Below are 18,207 nucleotides of genomic sequence, written 5' to 3' on the forward strand. Positions count from 1 at the left end.
CTCTGGACACATCACCGCTCACTTTGCGTCAGTTGGACGCAAAAGCGCAGGTGGCCCGGCAGGTGGATCACATTCCGAACGTGCACGTGTCAGGCGGCGGTGATTCCTTACACCTGATCAAGCCAAGGCAACAGCGCCGATACGGATCATGAACGCTGAGTGCCGCCCGGGTGATGTTCGGGTTTCCATGCGTTCAACCTTTGAACGATGGCTAGCGTCAGGCCGACGATTTCAGTTTCACAGGCGAAGCCCGATTGTGCGCTTTCGATCTAGTGGGTTACCCATCGGTACAAACCACTGACGGCCCAACGGAGGCGTCGAACGGCCTTTGATCTGGGTATGTTCTCCGACGTCAGGGCAACCGTGCGGCAGGAGAACAGACCCGTGTCGGCAGAGCAGAAATTCGTCTACGACTTCACCGAGGGCAACAAGGATCTGAAGGACCTGCTCGGCGGGAAGGGTGCGAACCTCGCCGAGATGACCAACCTCGGGCTTCCCGTCCCTCCGGGATTCACCATCACCACCGAGGCGTGCAAGGTCTACCTGGACACCGGCGCCGAGCCGGCCGCCCTCCGGGCCGAGGTGAGTGCGCACCTCGACGCGCTGGAGCAGCAGATGGGCAGGCGGCTCGGCGACGCGGCCGACCCGCTGCTGGTGTCGGTCCGCTCCGGGGCCAAGTTCTCCATGCCCGGGATGATGGACACGGTCCTCAACATCGGCCTGTCCGACGCCTCGGTCGGCGGCCTCGCCGCCCAGGCCGCCGCCGCCGACGGTTCCGGCGACCGCTTCGCCTGGGACTCCTACCGCCGGCTGATCCAGATGTTCGGCAAGACCGTGCTCGGCGTCGAGGGCGACCTGTTCGAGGAGGCGCTGGAGCGGGCCAAGCAGGCCAAGGGCACCAGCGACGACCTGGACCTGGACGCCGCCGACCTCAAGGCGATCGTCGAGGAGTTCAAGGGCATCGTCCGGGACCACACCGGGCGTGACTTCCCGCAGGACCCGCGCGAGCAGATGGACCTCGCCGTGCACGCCGTCTTCGACAGCTGGAACAGCGACCGGGCCAAGCTCTACCGCCGCCAGGAGCGGATCCCCGGCGACCTGGCCACCGCGGTCAACATCTGCTCCATGGTGTTCGGCAACCTGGGCGCCGACTCCGGCACCGGCGTCGCCTTCACCCGCGACCCGGCCAGCGGCCACGCCGGCGTCTACGGCGACTACCTGCAGAACGCGCAGGGCGAGGACGTGGTGGCGGGCATCCGCAACACCATGCAGCTGGCCGAGCTGGAGGGCCTGGACAAGACCTCCTACGACCGGCTGATGACCATCATGGAGACCCTGGAGAACCACTACCGGGACCTCTGCGACATCGAGTTCACCATCGAGCGCGGCAAGCTGTGGATGCTGCAGACCCGGGTCGGCAAGCGCACCGCCGCCGCCGCCTTCCGGATCGCGGTGCAGCTGGTCGACCAGGGCCTGATCGACCTGGACGAGGCGCTGCACCGGGTCAACGGCGCCCAGCTGGCCCAGCTGATGTTCCCCCGCTTCGACGAGGCCACCAAGGCCGAGCGGGTGGCCTGGGGCATCGCCGCCTCGCCCGGCGCGGCCGTCGGCAAGGCCGTGTTCGACTCCTACACCGCGGTGAAGTGGTCCCGCTCCGGCGAGCAGGTCATCCTGGTCCGCCGCGAGACCAACCCGGACGACCTGGACGGCATGATCGCCGCCGAGGGCATCCTCACCTCCCGCGGCGGCAAGACCTCGCACGCGGCCGTGGTCGCCCGCGGCATGGGCAAGACCTGTGTCTGCGGCGCCGAGGAGCTGGAGGTCGACACCAAGAAGCGCCGCTTCACCACCGCCGACGGCAAGGTGGTGGAGGAGGGCGACCTGATCTCCATCGACGGCTCCACCGGCAAGGTCTACCTGGGCGAGGTCCCGGTCGTGCCGTCCCCGGTGGTCGAGTACTTCGAGGGGACCCTGCACGCCGGCGCCGACGAGCAGGGCGGCCTGGTCCAGGCGGTGCACCGGCTGATGGCCCACGCCGACGTCCGCCGCCGGCTCCGGGTCCGCGCCAACGCCGACAACGCGGACGACGCCAACCGCGCCCGCCGCTTCGGCGCCCAGGGCATCGGCCTGTGCCGCACCGAGCACATGTTCCTCGGCGAGGAGCGGCGCCGCGAGGTCGAGCAGCTGATCCTGGCCGACAACGACAAGGACCGGGACACCGCCCTGGCGACCCTGATGCCGCTGCAGAAGGGCGACTTCGTCGAGCTGTTCCAGGCGATGGACGGACTGCCGGTCACGGTCCGGCTGCTGGACCCGCCGCTGCACGAGTTCCTGCCCGACATCACCGAGCTGTCGGTCCGGGTCGCCCTCGCCGAGGCCCGCAAGGACCCCAACGAGAACGACCTGCGGCTGCTCCAGGCGGTGCACAAGCTGCACGAGCAGAACCCGATGCTGGGGCTGCGCGGGGTCCGGCTCGGCCTGGTCATCCCCGGCCTGTTCGGGATGCAGGTGCGGGCCATCGCCGAGGCCGCGGCGGAACGGCGGCTCGGCGGCGGGGACCCCCGTCCCGAGGTGATGATCCCGCTGGTCGGCACGGTGCAGGAGCTGGAGATAGTGCGCGACGAGTGCGAACTGGTGCTGGCCGAGGTCGCCGCGGCGACCGGGGTGAAGCTGGACATCAAGCTCGGCACGATGATCGAGCTGCCCCGGGCGGCGCTGACGGCCGGTCAGATCGCCGAGGCGGCTGAGTTCTTCTCCTTCGGCACCAACGACCTGACCCAGACCGTGTGGGGCTTCTCCCGGGACGACGTGGAGGCCTCGTTCTTCACCGCCTACCTGGAGAAGGGCATCTTCGGGGTCTCCCCCTTCGAGACCATCGACCGCGACGGTGTCGGCGCCCTGGTCGAGCACGCGGTACGGGAGGGGCGGAAGACCCGCCCCGACCTGAAGCTCGGGGTCTGCGGCGAGCACGGCGGCGACCCCGACTCGGTCCACTTCTTCCACCGGGCCGGGCTGGACTACGTGTCCTGCTCGCCCTTCCGAATCCCCGTGGCGCGCCTGGAAGCAGGCCGCGCCGCGATCGAGACCGCGGGCAGCGACTCGCGCTGACAAACCCTCACCGGTGCCCTGTTCCCTCGCGGGGTGTGCCCTCCGGTGTCAGCGCGAGGTATCCCCCTCCCGGTGCAACCCCCGTCCCCGACCAAGGATGAGGGAAGGGAGGGGGAGCTGCCCGCCCACAAGCTACGGCGGCGCTCGGCGCAGAGCACCCGCCGTACCGCTGGGGCGGGTCACCCCCGGACAATGGCGTCCGGGAGTGACCCGCCCCGGCATTTTGCGTTCCGGGCGGCCTAGGCCGAAATGAGCGGCCAGACCGGTTCCACCACGGACCGCACCACGCCGGTCCTGCGCTCCAGCGCAATCCGCACCGCAGGCCACTCCTCGTCCAGGATCGAGTAGAACGCGGTGCCGCGGACCTGGCCGTCCAGCCCGCGGCTGTGGGCCCGGTGCACCCCGTCCAGGACCGCGCCCAGGCGTTCGATCGCCGCGCGCGAGCGCACGTTGCGGGCGTCGGCGCGCATGGAGACCCGGCGCACGCCCCAGGTCTCGAAGGCGTGCCGCAGCATCAGCAGTTTGGCCTCGGCGTTGATCCCGGTGCCCTGCGCCCGCGCGGAGAGCCAGGTGGCACCGATCTCGGCGGCGTCCGGCACCGCCGACGCCGCGTCGCCGACCGGCCCGCGCGGGACCGGCGGCCAGACCACCGGGCCCTGCCAGTAGTCGAGCTCGCAGAACCGGGTGGAGCCGACGACCGCGCCGTCGGCGGTCCTGACCGTCGCGAACGGCAGGGCGCGCCCCGCCTCCTGCGCGGCCAGGGCGTCCGCGACGTAGCGGGCGGTGGCCTCGGTCCCGTGCGGGACCGGGGTGAACGCGAAACTGCTGCGATCCTCCGCGGCAGCCGTGGTCAGCGCCTCGATGTGGCGCTCCGCGAGGGGTTCCAGCCGCACGCTGCGGCCATGGAGGTAGACAGGAAGAGGCACGGCCTTGTGTCCTTCAGGCGGCGGGACAGGGAGGGGCGCCCTGCGGGTCCCGGGTACGGCGACGGAGCGCGTCAGCCGTGGCGGCGCAGGGAGCGGGGGGACAGTGTCTGTCCGGGAAGATGGCCGAGGAAGGAACGAGAGCGCGAAGAACAGCGGGCGGCCAGGTGAAGGCAGGGTGCGATGCGTGGGTACGTCAGGTCGTGCGAGGGTAGAGCGGTGCCAGAGGCTCGCTGACGGCAACGATGCGGTGCAGCGAGAGGACCATACCGGGCCCGGGCGGCCAAGTCATCCCGCGCCGCGCCCGACTTCCCGGCACAGTCGGGAATGCCGCACGGCCCGGGCGTGCTGCTGATGGAATAGTGGAGTCTGCGCGCGGTTCAGGGCGCGGACCTCGGGAGATTGGGTTCACCGTGCTTGATCCGCAGGCGCTGTACGCATTCGAGCCGGAGGCGCTGGCCGCCGTCGGGGCGGCCTTCGGCACGTCCGGTGGTGAGACCGGCCACAAGGGTGACGCCGGGACCGACGACGAGGCGGTCCCCGGCCTGGACGGGGGCGCCGCCAAGGGCCGCCCGGTCCTGCTGCACTTCTTCGAGGGGTTCATGGACGCCGGCGAGGTCGGCGAGCAGGTGGTGGACCACCTGCTGGAGGACCCGGCGCGCAAGCTGCTGGTGCGCTTCGACGCCGACCGTCTGGTGGACTACCGGGCGCGCCGCCCGGCGATGGTCTTCGACCGCGACCGCTGGGCCTCGTACGACGCCCCGGCGATCGACCTGTATCTGCTGCACGACTCGGCCGGGGCGCCGTTCCTGCTGCTCAGCGGCCCGGAGCCGGATGTGGAGTGGGAGCGCTTCGCCGCCGCCGTGCGCCAGGTGGTGGAGCAGCTCGGGGTGCGGCTCGCGGTGAACTTCCACGGCATCCCGATGGGCGTCCCGCACACCCGTCCGGTGGGCCTGACCCCGCACGGCAACCGGGAGGACCTGATCGGGCTCTACCCGCGCTGGTTCGAGAAGGTCCAGGTCCCGGCGAGCATCGCGGCGATGCTGGAGTTCCGGCTCGCCGAGGCCGGGCACGACGTGCTGGGCTTCGCCGCGCACGTCCCGCACTACCTCGCCCGTACGCCGTACCCGCAGGCCGCCGTGGCCGTGCTGGAGGCCGTGCAGGCCGCCACCGGGCTGGTGCTGCCGGGCGTCTCGCTGCGGGCCAAGCTGGACGAGGTCCGCACCGACATCGACCAGCAGCTGGCCGAGGGCGACGACGAGCTGCGCAGCGCCGTCGGTGGCCTGGAGCAGCAGTACGACGCGGTGGCTGGCGCCTCCGGCCGGGAGAACCTGATGGCGGAGCCGGTCGACCTGCCGTCGGCGGACGAGCTCGGCCGGGCCTTCGAGGAGTTCCTGGCCGAGCAGGGCGAGAGCCCCAACGAGGGCACCGGGCTCTAGCCTCCGTCAGACACCCCCTAGGGCTTCCGCGGCGGGGCGCTCTTCCGCTCCGCGGGGGCGGACGGGTCGACTCCGGCCGCCCCGGTGGAACCCGAGCCCGCCGGGTGCTTCTGCGGCTTGCTCGGCGCCACCACGTGCGCCCGGTCCAGATGGCTGCTCAGCCAGGGGAAGACCACGGGGTACATCCGCAGCCAGGTGTTCCAGTTGTGACCGCCGGTGGGCAGCACCAGCGGCGGCGCCACGGTGGTGGGCCACTTGGCGTCCTTGCGCAGGGCGGTGAGGTTGGCGACCCGGCTGAGCCGGTCCTGGGCGCTGGTGGCGACGAAGAGCGAGACGTCAGGCCGCTTCCGGGTCAGCCAGAGCGGGCTGTTCTCCTCGCGCAGCTTGGCGTTGGTGAGCACGCTGGGGTCGCCGCCGAGCGGGTCCGGGTCCAGGGCGACCCCGTTGGCGAAGGTGCCCGGGTACTGCATCGGCAGCTTCACCGCGCAGTAGCCGCCGGTGGAGAGGCCGACCAGCCCCCAGCCCCTGGCCTCGGGCAGGGCCCGGAACTGACTCTTGATCAGCTGGGTCACGTCCTGGGCGATCCAGGTGGCGTTCTTCCTGGCCGGAGTGTCGCTGCAGTCCGTGTCGATGCCGCCCGGGTCGATCACCGGGATCACCAGGATGGCCGGGTTGATCATTCCCGACTCCATCATCCTCGCCAGCTGGCCCGGGACCTGTCCGCCCTCGACCCAGGACTGGGGCGAGCCGGGGACGCCGTGCAGCAGCATGATCACCGGGAACTTCTGGTGCCGGTACGCGGGCTCGTCGTACTGCGGCGGGGTCCAGGCCAGGACCTCCCCGGAGAGCTTGGAGTGCGCGCCGTGGAAGTAGGTCTCCAGCAGACCGTTGCTGCCCCTGGTGAACATCGCCCGGCCGGCCGGCGGCCCCGGCATCGCCGCGGTGGCGCTGCCGTTGTCCCGGCCGAGCAGGTCGTCCCAGGAGGTGTAGAGGCCGTAGCTGTTGTTGATCCAGGCCGCCACCACCGCGATGGCGGTGAACTGGCAGACCGCGATCATGACGACTCTGGACCCCCAGCGCAGCGGTCGCGGGCCGCGGACCGCGCCCCAGGCGAAGCAGGTGCCGACGACGGCCGCCGCGGTGGCCGCGATGAGCAGGTAGAAGAATGCGGTGCCGGTGAGGCTCACTGCTTGGCAACCCTTCGGCGCGCGTGTACGGCTGCCGCGGCGGCCTTGGTCCGAAAGAACCCTAACCGACCGCAGTTGGTGTCTTCCCTGGCCAGAGGGCCCTCTTACACAGTTGTGACACGAATTGCACAGGACTTGAGACTGGGCTGCGACGTTGATCGGAGGCTCTTACCTGTCGGTCATGTACGGACCCCGGGTCGGTGCATATCATTCGGTTCTGTCGATCCGGTCGGCCCGGAAAGGAGCACGTCCGCGTGACCCGTTCGCAGTTGCGCGTACTCTCCCGCCTGGCCGGGGCGCTGGTCTTCGGCATCTGCTTCGTACTGGCGCTGCAGTGGGCCAGGCCCGCCGCGGACAGCGCCGGAAGCCCGCCGCCCCCGCCGCGTCCGGCCAGTGCCGCCGACTCGGCCGCGAACGTCCCGGCCGGGTTCGCGGGTCCGGCCGCGACACTGTCCACCGCCGGCGCGGCCTTCGACGGGCTGCCGAGCGTCGGCGCGCTGTTCCTGGCGGACGACACCGGGCGCTCGACCCACCACCACTTCTGCACCGGCACCGTGGTGGCCAGCACCGTCGGCAATGTCGTGGCGACCGCCGCGCACTGCCTGTCCGACCCGGCCGCGGGCGCACCCGCGTCGGCCTCCGCGCCGGTGCTCTTCGTCCCCGGCTACCACGACGGCCGGGAGCCGTACGGGGAGTGGACGGTGACCAAGGTGCTGGTCGACCCGCACTGGGCGGCCAGCAGCGACCGGGACTACGACGTGGCCTTCGTCGTGGTCAGCCGGCTCGGCTCGCCCGGCGCCCGGCTGGCCGACCTGGTCGGCGCGCAGGCGGTCGGCTTCGCCCCGCAGCGCCCCGAACCGGTCGGGGTGATCGGCTACCCGGCGGACACCGAGAAGCCGGTGGCCTGCCGCAACACCCTGAAGGTCTACTCGCCGACCCAGTCCGAGTTCGACTGCACCGGCTTCGCGGACGGGAGCAGCGGCGGCCCGATCCTCACCGGCGTCGACCCCAGGACCGGCCGGGGCACCCTGGTCGGCGTCATAGGGGGCTACGAGGAGGGCGGGGACACCCCCGACGTCTCCTTCGCCAGCTACTTCGGCGACGCGGTCAAGGCCCTCTACGCCCAGGCCGTGGCCGCGGCCTGAGCGTAGAGGGCTCCGTCACATCGAGGGAGACGCCGTGTGACGGCCGCGCAACTGGGAGGAAACACCGGTGCGGCAGGCTTGGCGGTATGACGCCGACCGACACCACCCCCGAACGGGCCCCGCTCGGCAGCAGTCATGCCGAGCTGATCGCCGAGATGGCGCACCGCTTCGCGCCGAGCCCGGCCGGGCCCCGGTCCGGCCGGGGGCGCATCGAAGCAGGCGGACGGCGCACGCGCCCGGATCCGCGCCCGGTGCTGGTCGCCGTCGCCCACGGGTCCCGCGACCCCGCCGCGCGCACCACCGTGGCCCGGCTGCTGGACCGGGTCCGCGCGCTGCGCCCGGGCCTGGACGTACGGCTGGCGCACCTCGGGCTGAACGAGCCGCTGCTGGACGAGGTCCTGGACGACCTGGCCCGGGACCGTGCTGCCGTGCGTACCGCGGGCCGTGCGGCCGTGCTGGTCCCGGTGCTGCTCGGGCGCGGCTACCACGTGCGGCACGACCTCCCGGCCGCGCTGGCCCGGCACCCCCGGCTGGACGCCTCCGTCGCCGCGCCGCTCGGCCCGCATCCGCTGCTCGCCGACGCCCTGCGGCAGCGGCTGGCCGAGGCCGGCTGGGACGACCCCGAGGTCGGCCGGGTCCGCCGCCGCGAGGCCAGGGACGCCGTGGTGCTCGCCGCCGCCGGCTCCAAGGACCCGGCCTCGGCCCGGGACGCGCAGACCCAGGCGCTGCTGCTGGCGGCCCGGCTGCACGCCCCGGTGGTGCCCGCGTACGTCTCCGCCGCCGCGCCGACGGTGGCCCAGGCGGTGGCCGTGCTGCGCGAGCGCGGCTACCGGCGGATCGCGCTCTCCTCCTACTTCACCGCCCCCGGCGACTTCGCCCGGCTCGCCGCGGCGGATGCGCCCTGGCTGGTCGCGGCCCCGCTGGGAGCGGCGGAGACGGTGGCCGAGCTGCTGCTGCAGCGCTACGACGCGGCGCTGCCGGCCCGGACCGCGGTGGCCGCGGCGGTCTGAGGCCGTCCGAGGGGCCGTCAGTTTCGTTCCGGCGGGCCCGGTCCGGTGGTGTGTCAGTTCCGGGCTGTCGGACCAGGCGGTTACGGTTGCCGGATATGGACGACACGGAACAGGTCAGCACCGAGTACAGCGCCGCCGCCCAGGCCCGCTGGGTGGACGAGCCGGACAAGCGTCCCGGCCGGACCGCCTTCCAGCGCGACCGGGCCCGGGTGCTGCACTCCGCCGCGCTGCGCCGGCTGGCCGGCACCACCCAGGTGGTCGCCCCGGCGGCCGGCGACTTCCCGCGGACCCGGCTCACCCACTCGCTGGAGTGCGCCCAGATCGGCCGGGAGCTGGGCGCGGCGCTGGGCTGCGACCCGGACCTGATGGAGACCGCCTGCCTCTCCCACGACATCGGCCACCCGCCATTCGGCCACACCGGGGAGGAGGCGCTCGACCTGGCCGCGCGCAGCTGCGGCGGTTTCGAGGGCAACGCGCAGAGCCTGCGGATCCTGACCCGGCTCGAACCCAAGCGCTTCAGCGCCGGAACCGGCGGGCGCAGCGTCGGCCTCAACCTGACCAGGGCCGCCCTGGACGCGGCGACCAAGTACCCGTGGACCAGGGGCAGCCACCCCGAACTGCCGCGGAAGTACGGCGTCTACCCCGAGGACCAGGCCGTCTTCGACTGGCTCAGGGAGGACGCGCCGGCGAGCCGGGACCGCTTCGAGCGCTGCTTCGAGGCCCAGGTGATGGACTGGTCCGACGACGTCGCCTACTCGGTCCACGACGTCGAGGACGGCCTGCACGCCGGGCATGTCGCCCCGGCCGCGCTGCGCGCCCCGGGCGAGCGGGCGGACCTGTTCGCGGTGGCCCGGCGCTACGCCCCCACCGCCGAGCAGGACGAGCTGGCCGAGGCGCTGGACCGGCTGCAGGCCGAGGAGTGGTGGCCCCGCAGCTACGACGCCTCGGCCCGGGCCAGAGCCGCCCTCAAGGACACCACCAGCCAGCTGATCGGCCGCTTCTGCACCGCCGCCGAGCAGGCCACCAGGGAGCGCTACGGCCCGAAGCCGCTCACCCGCTACGCCGCCGACCTGATCGTCCCGCGGTCGGTCAGGACCGAGTGCGCGGTGCTCAAGGCCGTCGCCGTGCGCTATGTGATGCAGCGTGACGACCAGGCGCAGCTGCGCACCTGGCAGCGCGCGGTGATCGGCGAGCTGGCCGAGGTGCTGCTCGGCTCCGCGCCGGTCGGCCTGGACCCGGTGTTCCAGGCGCTGTACCTGGAGGCGGCGGACGACGCCGGGCGGCTGCGCGCGGTGGTGGACCAGATCGCGACGCTCACCGACGCCTCGGCCGAGGCCCGGCACCGGATGCTGGTCATCCGGCGATAACGGAGCGTGCACGCGCTCTTCACCGTTCCGTGCCGGTGCGGGAGGCTGCTGTGACGACTGCCCGCAGTGAACCACTTCACGACCTGACAGGAGACCACCTGTGGTGGACGCACACGAGACCCATGTCATCGTCGGAGCCGGACTCGCCGGGGCCAAGGCCGCCGAGACCCTGCGTGCCGAGGGCTTCACCGGCCGGGTCATCCTCGTCGGCGAGGAGCGTGAACCCCCGTACGAGCGCCCCGGCCTGTCCAAGGGCTACCTCACCGCCGCCACCCCCAGGTCCGACCTCTTCGTGCACGAGTCCCCCTGGTACGCCGCGCACGAGATCGAGCTGCGGCTCGGCTCCCCGGTGACCGGAATCGACCGGGAGGCGCGGGCGGTGCGGCTCGGCGACGGGACCGTGCTCACCTATGACCGGCTGCTGCTGGCCACCGGCTCGGCGCCGTGCGCGCTGGACGTCCCCGGGATCGAGCTCGGCGGTGTGCACTACCTGCGCCGGCTGCACGACTCGGAGCGGCTGCGGGCCACCCTGCAGACCCTGGGCCGGGAGAACGGGCGGCTGCTGCTGGTCGGCGCGGGCTGGATCGGCCTGGAGGTGGCCGCCGCCGCCCGCGGCTACGGCGCCGAGGTGACCGTGGTGGAACCGCAGCCCACCCCGCTGTTCGGCGCGCTTGGCCCCGAACTCGGCGGCTTCTTCACGGATCTGCACCAGGACCGCGGCGTGCGGTTCCACTTCGGCGCCACGGTCACCGCGATCGAGGGCGAGGACGGCATGGTGCTGGCCGCCCACACCGACGACGGCGACGAGCACCCGGCGCACGCGGTGCTGGTCGGCACCGGCGCGCTGCCGCAGACCGCGCTGGCCGTCGAGGCCGGCCTAGAGATCGCCTCGGCCGAGGAGGGCGGCGGCATCGCCGTGGACGCCTCGCTGCGCAGCTCCGACCCGGCCGTCTTCGCCGCCGGGGACGTGGCCTCGGTCGAGCACCCGCTGTTCGGCCGGCGGCTGCGGGTCGAGCACTGGGCCAACGCCCTCAACGGCGGCCCCGCGGCGGCCCGGTCGATGCTCGGCCGGGAGGTGGCCTACGACCGGGTGCCCTACTTCTTCTCGGACCAGTACGACATCGGCCTCGAGTACTCCGGCTACGCCGCCCCCGGCTCCTACGACCACGTGGTGGTACGGGGTGACGCGGGCAAGCGCGAGTTCATCGCCTTCTGGCAGGGGCCGGACAACCGGGTGCTGGCCGGGATGAACGTCAACGTCTGGGACGTGGTGGGCGCGGTCCAGCAGCTGGTCCGCTCCGGCCGACCCATCGCCCCCGACCGCCTCGCCGACCCCTCGATCCCGCTCGCGGACCTGTAGCCGCCGCCGTAGCCGCCGCTCGACCCTCGGGTGCTGTCGGCTGCCGGGCATACACTGCACGACGTGGCTGGACGCATCAAGGACGAGGACGTGGACGCGGTCAGGGCCGCCGTCCGGATCGACCATGTCGTGGGGGAGTACGTCCAGCTCACCAATGGCGGCGGCGGCCAGCTCAAGGGCCTCTGCCCGTTCCACGACGAGAAGTCCGCGTCCTTCTACGTCAACCCCAGCAAGGGCGTCTTCAGCTGCTTCGGCTGCCAGGAGAGCGGCGACACCCTCGGCTTCGTGATGAAGATCGAGCACCTGTCCTTCGTCGAGACCGTGGAGCGGCTGGCCGGACAGGTCGGCATCACCCTGCGCTACGAGGGCGGCGGCTACCAGCCGGGCCAGCAGAAGGGCGAGCGGACCCGGCTGCTGGAGATCAACAAGATCGCGGCGGCCTGGTTCACCGAGCAGCTCGGCAGCCCGGAGGCGGAGATCGGCCGGCGCTTCCTCAAGGAGCGCGGCTTCGAGGAGGCGGCGGCCACCCACTTCGGCGTGGGCTACGCCCCCGGCGGCTTCGAGAACCTCACCCGCTTCCTGCGCGGTCGCGGGTTCAGCGACCGGGAACTGCTGCTCTCCGGGATCTGCTCGGAGGGCCAGCGCGGGGCGATGGACCGCTTCCGGGGCCGGCTGGTCTGGCCGATCCGGGACATCACCGGCGAGGTGGTCGGCTTCGGCGCGCGCAAGCTGCGCGAGGACGACAACGGCCCCAAGTACCTGAACACCCCGGAGACCCCGCTCTACAAGAAGTCCAACGTCCTCTACGGCATCGACCTGGCCAAGAAGGACATCGCCAAGACCGGCCGGGCCGTGGTGGTCGAGGGCTACACCGATGTGATGGCCTGTCACCTCGCGGGCGTCACCACCGCGGTGGCCACCTGCGGCACCGCCTTCGCCGAGGACCACATCAAGATCCTGCGCCGGCTGCTGATGGACACCTCCCAGTACCGGGGCGAGGTGGTCTTCACCTTCGACGGCGACGCGGCCGGCCAGAAGGCCGCGCTGCGCGCCTTCGAGGACGACCAGAAGTTCGCCGCGAAGACCTCCATCGCGGTCAGCCCCGGCGGGATGGACCCCTGCGAGCTGCGGCTGGCCCAGGGCGACGAGGCGGTCCGGGCGCTGATCGAGAACCCGGTCCCGCTGTTCCTGTTCGCGATCAGGGCCGCCGTCGCCACCCACAACCTGGAGACGGCCGAGGGCCGCTCGGCCGCGCTGGAGCAGTCCGCGCCGATCGTCGCGCAGATCAAGGACCAGTCGATCCAGCACGACTACGCGGTCCAGCTGGCCGGCATGATCGGCATCCTGGACGAGCAGTTCGTGGTCCGCCGGGTGTCCCAGCTGGCCCGCTGGCAGCGCGAGCGGGACCAGCAGAAGGACCGCAACGGCAACCGCCCCGGCGAGCGCCGCGGCTACGGCGCGCCGGTGCCCGCGCCGGCCGCCGCCGCGCCGATGCGGCCCGCGTACCGGCTGAACCCGCGCGACCCGGCCCAGTTCGTGGAGCGCGAGCTGCTGAAGCTGGCGCTGCAGCTCCCGGCGCTGGTCGCGCCCACCTTCGACTTCTACGCCGAGGACGAGTTCCCGACCCCGCCGTACGCGCAGGTCCGCACCGCCATCGCGGTCGCCGGGGGAGTGGCCGCCGGGGCCGCGGCACCCGACGCCTGGTCCGGCCTGGTCCGCGCGGCGGCCCCGGACGACGGGGTGCGCGGCCTGATCACCGAGCTGACCGTGGAGCCGGTGCGCACCCGCCGCGCGGCCGACGCCATGTACGCCGGGGAGTTCCTGGTCAAGCTGCGGCTGCAGGCGGTGGACCGCAGGGTCGCCGACTGCCGGGCCCATCTGCAGCGGCTCGGCCCGCGGGCCACCCCGGAGCAGCTCTCGGCCGTCCAGGGCGAGCTGTGGGCGCTCCAGCAGTACGGCCAGGGCCTGCGCGAGCGCGGCGCCGCGGCGCTCTGACCCCTCCGGGCAGCGGGAGACCCCGTCGGCTGCAAAAAGTGCTGCACACGTCTCTGCCCGGACGTCTGCGGGGGAGCACACTGGGTTGCGGTACTCCTCGCACACCCCCCGCCCAGCTCACAGCTTCCGTCACAGCTCCAGTCACAGTCCCAGCCCCCGGCCAGCAGGCGCCGGCCCCTCCTCCGCAGAGCGACTCCCGGTGCCGGAAGGGAAGGACGTGGACGCAGCCACGGCCATCCGCCCAGCCTCCGATGCCTCCGATGCCCCCGTACCGCTCGCCGACGAGCCACCGCCGGAGGCCCTCGTGGAGACCGACGACCGCTCGGACGACCCGATGCCCGCGGCGATCGACGAATCCGCCGGCCCCTCCGCCGACCTGTTCCGGCAGTACCTGCGCGAGATCGGCCGGATCCCGCTGCTCACCGCGGTCCAGGAGGTGGAGCTGGCCCGCGAGGTCGAGGCCGGGCTGTTCGCCGAGGAGTACCTCAACTCCCACCCTGGCCTCTCCGAGGAACCGCTGGTCTCGGACCTGGACCGGCTGATCGTGCTGGGCCGGATCGCCAAGCGCCGGCTGATCGAGGCCAACCTCCGGCTGGTGGTCTCGGTGGCGAAGCGCTACGTCGGCCGCGGGCTGACCATGCTCGACCTGGTCCAGGAGGGCAATCTTGGGCTGATCCGCGCGGTCGAGAAGTTCGACTACGCGCGCGGCTACAAGTTCTCCACCTACGCCACCTGGTGGATCCGGCAGGCGATGAGCCGGGCGCTGGCCGACCAGGCCAGGACCATCCGGGTGCCGGTGCACGTGGTGGAGCTGATCAACCGGGTGGTCCGGGTGCAGCGGCGGCTGCTCCAGGAGCGCGGCCAGGAGCCGACCGCGGCGGAGGTGGCCGCGGTCCTGGAGATCCCGGTGGCCCGGGTCGGCGAGGTGCTGCGGCTGGCCCTGGAACCGGTCTCGCTGCACGCGCCGGTCGGCGAGGAGGACGACGTCGCCCTCGGCGACCTGATCGAGGACGCCGACGCCGCCTCCCCGGTGGAGTCCGCCGCGTTCATCCTGCTGCGGCAGCACCTGGAGGCGGTGCTCTCCACCCTGGGCGAGCGCGAGCGCCGGGTGGTCCAGCTCCGCTACGGCCTGGTGGACGGCCGCCCGCGCACCCTGGAGGAGATCGGACGGATGTTCGGCGTCACCCGCGAGCGGATCCGCCAGATCGAGTCCAAGACCCTCAACAAGCTGCGCGACCACGCCTTCGCCGACCAGCTCCGCGGCTACCTCGACTGAGCCGCCTGCCGTCGGGCCTCAGCCCAGCTCGGGGTGGGCCTGGTTGCGGACCGCGGCGTACTGCTGCCGGACCGCGCGGCCGACCGCCACGTCCTCGCCCGGGTCGACGGTCACCGCGTCGCGCAGCGGCCACTGCGGCGGGGTGGTGCTGCCGGCCAGCGCCCAGGCCGCCTGCCGGGCCGCGCCGATCGCGGCGTAGTCGCCGGGGGCCGGGATCACCACCGGGACACCGAGCAGCAGCGGTGCGATGGCCTGCACCGCGGCCAGGCGCCCGGCCGAGCCGGTCAGGAACACCCGGCGCACCGCCACCCCGCGGTCCCGCAGCACGTCCAGCGCGTCCGCGAGGCCGCAGAGCATGCCCTCGACGGCGGCCCTGGCCAGGTGCTCGGGACGCATCGAGTCCACCCGCAGCCCGGCCAGGGTGCCGGCCGCGTGCGGCAGGTCGGGGGTGCGCTCGCCGTCCAGGTAGGGCAGCAGCACCAGCCCGTACGAGCCGGGGGTGGAGCGCAGCGCCAGCTCGCTGAGCCCGGCCGCGTCGGTGCGCAGCAGCTCGGCGGTGGCCTGCAGCACCCGGGCCGCGTTCAGCGTGCTGACCTGCGGCAGATGCCGTCCGGTGGCGTCGGCGAAGGCGGTGATCGTGCCGTCCGGGTCGACCAGCGGCTTGTCGTGCACGGCGTGCACGGTGCCGTTGCTGCCCAGCGACACCACGGCGTCGCCCTGGTCCAGGCCGAGGCCCAGCGCGGTGGCCATGGCGGCGCCGGTGCCGGCCGAGATCAGCAGGCCCTCGGGGCTGTGCCCGGCGGCCTCGGCGGGGCCCAGTACGGACGGGACGGAGGGCTCGTGGCCGAGCGCCAGCGCCAGCAGGTCGCTGCGGTAGCGGCCGGTCACCGGCGACCAGTAGCCGGTGCCGGAGGCGTCGCCGCGGTCGGTGGCCCGCCGGGTCGGGTGGCCCAGCAGCTGCCAGACCAGCCAGTCGTGCGGGAGCAGCACCTCGGCCACCCGCTTGGCGTTCTGCGGCTCGTGCTCGGCCAGCCAGCGCAGCTTGGCGACGGTGGATCCGGCGGTGGGGATCCCGCCGACGGCCTCGGTCCAGGCGGCGGCGCCGCCGAGCTCGGCCAGCAGCTGGGTGGCGGCCCGGCCGGCCCGCGGGTCGTGGCGCAGCAGCGCGGGACGGACCAGCACCCCGCCGGCGTCCTGGGCGATCAGACCCTGCTGCTGGGCGCTGACCCCGATCGCGCGCACCCCTTCGAGCATTCCGCCCTCGGCGGCGGCACCGAGCGAGCGCAGCCAGGACTGCGGGTCTATCTCGGCGGTCGCGCCCCCGGCGGCGGTCGCACCCGGGTGCGGGGCGCGGTTCTCCCGGAGGACCGCGCCGGTGTCGCTGTCACAGACAACGATCTTGGTGTACTGGGACGAGCAGTCGATGCCAGCCGATATCGCCATGTAACGAGATCATGCCGTAACGGCGCGCGCCCCGCGCCGTACTGGAACCGGATTCCGACCGGACGGCATGAATTTCGGAGGGCCCGGCCGCCCTGGTGCGGAGGGCCCGGCCGCCCGCTACCTGCTGGTGCTGCCCCAGGCGTCGGTGGTCCCGTCGCTGTCGGCCGCGTTCACGCGGTCGCGCAGATAGGGGACCCGTTCGGTGAGCGAGGAGGGCAGTTTGTCGCCGACCTTGCCGACCACGGCGTCCGCGGCCTTGCCGGTGGCCGTGCCGACCGCCTGCTTGGCGCTGCGGGTGGCGGACTGGACGGTCGGGGCCTGCGAGAGGTCGCGGGCCGTCTTCCGGAGCTGCTCGTAGCGTTCGCGGCCGGCGCGGGTGCCGAGTACGTAGCCGAGGGCCAGTCCCGCGATGAAAGTGAGCTTGCGCATATCGCCTCCACCTCTGTCTTTCGCTGTGCTGTCGCTGTGCGCTCCCGGGAGCCTACGGCGGTCGGGGCCGGGGCGCCCGGCTGCCGCGCCGGGCCCGTAGTACCCTGTGCCGTCCGCCCTCGCCTACCCTGGTCAGGCCGGACGAATCGGGGCCCGCGTCCGCGGCGGACTATCGATTGGCGGAGCACCCCCCTGGGTGCGCTAATGTATGACCCGCAGCAAGCGCCGCCCACAGCTCGACGGAGCCGGGTCCGCGAAGCCGCACTTTCCCCCATAGCTCAATTGGCAGAGCAGCCGACTGTTAATCGGCAGGTTACTGGTTCGAGTCCAGTTGGGGGAGCAGCCGGAGCAGCTTCCGGTCAGGTGAACGATCCTCCATAGCTCAATTGGCAGAGCAGCCGACTGTTAATCGGCAGGTTACTGGTTCGAGTCCAGTTGGAGGAGCTGCACACGCTTCAGGCAAAGGCCCCGACCCAGGTCGGGGCCTTTGCCGTCGGCCGCCGTGTTCCGAGGAGGGGCCCCGGGGATGACGCACTCTCAACTGATCGACGGCGGAGTGGCGCTGCTGGTGCTGCTGGCTGGGCTGTTCGGGTACTCCCGGCGGCGCGGGAGCGGTTCGTCCGGCCGCTCCGGCGGCGACCGTCCGCGCCCCCGTCCGCGGGCGCCCCGGCCCGGGCCCAGGGCGGGCCGCCCGCCGGCGGCGCCCTCGCGCGGCGCCGAGCGTGCGCCCTCCCGGCTGCCCGAGCCGCGCGAGATCTGGTGGGCCGAGGTGCCGTTCGAGGACGGCCCCGGCTCCAAGGACCGCCCCTGCCTGGTGCTGCACCGCGGCGCGGTCACCGCGACGGTGCTGAAGATCACCAGCAAGCACCACACCGAGCGTCCCGGCGTCCTCCCGCTGCCGCCCGGCACCGTCGGCGACCGGGAGCACCGGGCCAGCTGGCTGGAGACGGACGAGCCCCGCGAGGTGCCGCTGGCCGACTTCCGCCGCCGGGTCGGCGCGGTGGACGCCGGGCTCTGGAACCAGGTGCAGAAGGCCCTGGCCTGAACCCGGTACTGGGCTAACTGCTGGACGATGCCGTCCGTGCACGATGAAATGACCTTCCGTCAAACATCGTGCGAACGGGGGAATTCACTGGACCAGCCTCAGGGCGGCGGTGTCAGGAAGCCTGGTGGGCGGCTCGTCGGTCACCCAGGAGTATTCGATGGCCGAAAGGAGGCCACTCGTCACCCATACGGTGATTTCTCCCAGGTAATTACCCTGCGGGTCGTGGACCTCGGCCCCGACCGGAATTTCCCCGTCCGCTACCTGCGCTTTTCCGATGCCGCCGGGAACGGCGAGGTCGACACTGGGCGAACCGGCCGCCCAGACCGCCACGACCTGCGTGTGGTCCAGTTGCGACCGAAGCTCCTGCGCGCCTTCGAAATCCGCGGAAAGCAGCAGGGCCAATACGTCGCGCTCGGCCTGCGTGAGAATGCGGGGTGGGACGGGTTCCGGTGCCATGGAAACGAACCCTGGCACCGGAGC

Annotated in this window: 14 protein-coding genes and 2 tRNA genes; 11 read left to right on the forward strand and 5 right to left on the reverse strand. The window is 72.7% G+C overall.

Annotation, left to right across the window (positions count from 1 at the left end):
* Positions 1-339: 339 nt before the first annotated feature.
* Positions 340-3,108 carry a pyruvate, phosphate dikinase gene (gene ppdK / locus ACEZDG_RS11585; protein ID WP_380506577.1) on the forward strand — a complete coding sequence of 923 codons (2,769 nt, stop codon included), beginning with the start codon at positions 340-342 and terminating at the stop codon, positions 3,106-3,108.
* Between the two features lie 239 nt (positions 3,109-3,347).
* Here the strand turns inward: ppdK and ACEZDG_RS11590 are convergent, their stop codons facing one another.
* Positions 3,348-4,034 (reverse strand): GNAT family N-acetyltransferase, encoded by a 687-nt coding sequence (locus tag ACEZDG_RS11590; RefSeq protein WP_380506580.1) that lies wholly within the window; start codon positions 4,032-4,034, stop codon positions 3,348-3,350.
* Positions 4,035-4,444: 410 nt separating this feature from the next.
* On the opposite strand from ACEZDG_RS11590, the gene ACEZDG_RS11595 reads away from it, so the two are divergent.
* Entirely contained in the window at positions 4,445-5,470 is a 1,026-nt protein-coding gene (locus tag ACEZDG_RS11595) for a proteasome assembly chaperone family protein (RefSeq protein ID WP_380506583.1), read from the forward strand.
* A 17-nt stretch (positions 5,471-5,487) separates the two neighbouring features.
* Here the strand turns inward: ACEZDG_RS11595 and ACEZDG_RS11600 are convergent, their stop codons facing one another.
* Positions 5,488-6,657, reverse strand: a complete 1,170-nt coding sequence (locus tag ACEZDG_RS11600) for an alpha/beta hydrolase (protein WP_380506586.1) — start codon at positions 6,655-6,657, stop codon at positions 5,488-5,490.
* Between the two features lie 254 nt (positions 6,658-6,911).
* Here ACEZDG_RS11600 and ACEZDG_RS11605 point away from each other — a divergent pair, with 254 nt between their 5' ends.
* From ACEZDG_RS11605 to ACEZDG_RS11630, 6 genes are all read left to right on the forward strand, one after another.
* The gene (locus ACEZDG_RS11605; protein ID WP_380506589.1) at positions 6,912-7,802 is read left to right on the forward strand and encodes a trypsin-like serine peptidase; all 891 of its coding nucleotides are present in this window, start codon (positions 6,912-6,914) and stop codon (positions 7,800-7,802) included.
* Between the two features lie 86 nt (positions 7,803-7,888).
* The gene (locus ACEZDG_RS11610; RefSeq protein ID WP_380506592.1) at positions 7,889-8,812 is read left to right on the forward strand and encodes a sirohydrochlorin chelatase; all 924 of its coding nucleotides are present in this window, start codon (positions 7,889-7,891) and stop codon (positions 8,810-8,812) included.
* Positions 8,813-8,907: 95 nt separating this feature from the next.
* Positions 8,908-10,179, forward strand: coding sequence for a deoxyguanosinetriphosphate triphosphohydrolase (locus ACEZDG_RS11615; protein ID WP_380506595.1), 1,272 nt, complete (start codon positions 8,908-8,910; stop codon positions 10,177-10,179).
* A 100-nt stretch (positions 10,180-10,279) separates the two neighbouring features.
* Positions 10,280-11,539, forward strand: a complete 1,260-nt coding sequence (locus ACEZDG_RS11620) for an NAD(P)/FAD-dependent oxidoreductase (protein WP_380506598.1) — start codon at positions 10,280-10,282, stop codon at positions 11,537-11,539.
* Positions 11,540-11,602: 63 nt separating this feature from the next.
* Positions 11,603-13,534, forward strand: coding sequence for a DNA primase (gene dnaG, locus ACEZDG_RS11625; RefSeq protein ID WP_380506601.1), 1,932 nt, complete (start codon positions 11,603-11,605; stop codon positions 13,532-13,534).
* A gap of 199 nt (positions 13,535-13,733) precedes the next feature.
* Complete coding sequence (locus ACEZDG_RS11630; RefSeq protein WP_380506605.1) at positions 13,734-14,810, forward strand: RNA polymerase sigma factor; 1,077 nt, start codon at positions 13,734-13,736, stop codon at positions 14,808-14,810.
* An 18-nt stretch (positions 14,811-14,828) separates the two neighbouring features.
* Here the strand turns inward: ACEZDG_RS11630 and ACEZDG_RS11635 are convergent, their stop codons facing one another.
* Complete coding sequence (locus ACEZDG_RS11635; RefSeq protein WP_380506608.1) at positions 14,829-16,253, reverse strand: FGGY family carbohydrate kinase; 1,425 nt, start codon at positions 16,251-16,253, stop codon at positions 14,829-14,831.
* Positions 16,254-16,370: 117 nt separating this feature from the next.
* Entirely contained in the window at positions 16,371-16,682 is a 312-nt protein-coding gene (locus ACEZDG_RS11640; RefSeq protein WP_380506611.1) for a YtxH domain-containing protein, read from the reverse strand.
* Positions 16,683-16,949: 267 nt separating this feature from the next.
* Here ACEZDG_RS11640 and ACEZDG_RS11645 point away from each other — a divergent pair.
* From ACEZDG_RS11645 to ACEZDG_RS11655, 3 genes are all read left to right on the forward strand, one after another.
* Positions 16,950-17,022: transfer RNA gene (locus ACEZDG_RS11645), tRNA-Asn, on the forward strand.
* Between the two features lie 31 nt (positions 17,023-17,053).
* Positions 17,054-17,126: transfer RNA gene (locus tag ACEZDG_RS11650), tRNA-Asn, on the forward strand.
* A gap of 82 nt (positions 17,127-17,208) precedes the next feature.
* A complete protein-coding gene (locus tag ACEZDG_RS11655; RefSeq protein WP_380506614.1) occupies positions 17,209-17,727 on the forward strand; it encodes a type II toxin-antitoxin system PemK/MazF family toxin in 519 nt (172 codons plus the stop codon).
* 84 nt (positions 17,728-17,811) lie between these two features.
* Here the strand turns inward: ACEZDG_RS11655 and ACEZDG_RS11660 are convergent, their stop codons facing one another.
* Entirely contained in the window at positions 17,812-18,183 is a 372-nt protein-coding gene (locus ACEZDG_RS11660) for a hypothetical protein (protein ID WP_380506617.1), read from the reverse strand.
* Positions 18,184-18,207: the final 24 nt, after the last annotated feature.

This window comes from Streptacidiphilus alkalitolerans, from assembly GCF_042511045.1.
Classification (GTDB): domain Bacteria; phylum Actinomycetota; class Actinomycetes; order Streptomycetales; family Streptomycetaceae; genus Streptacidiphilus; species Streptacidiphilus alkalitolerans.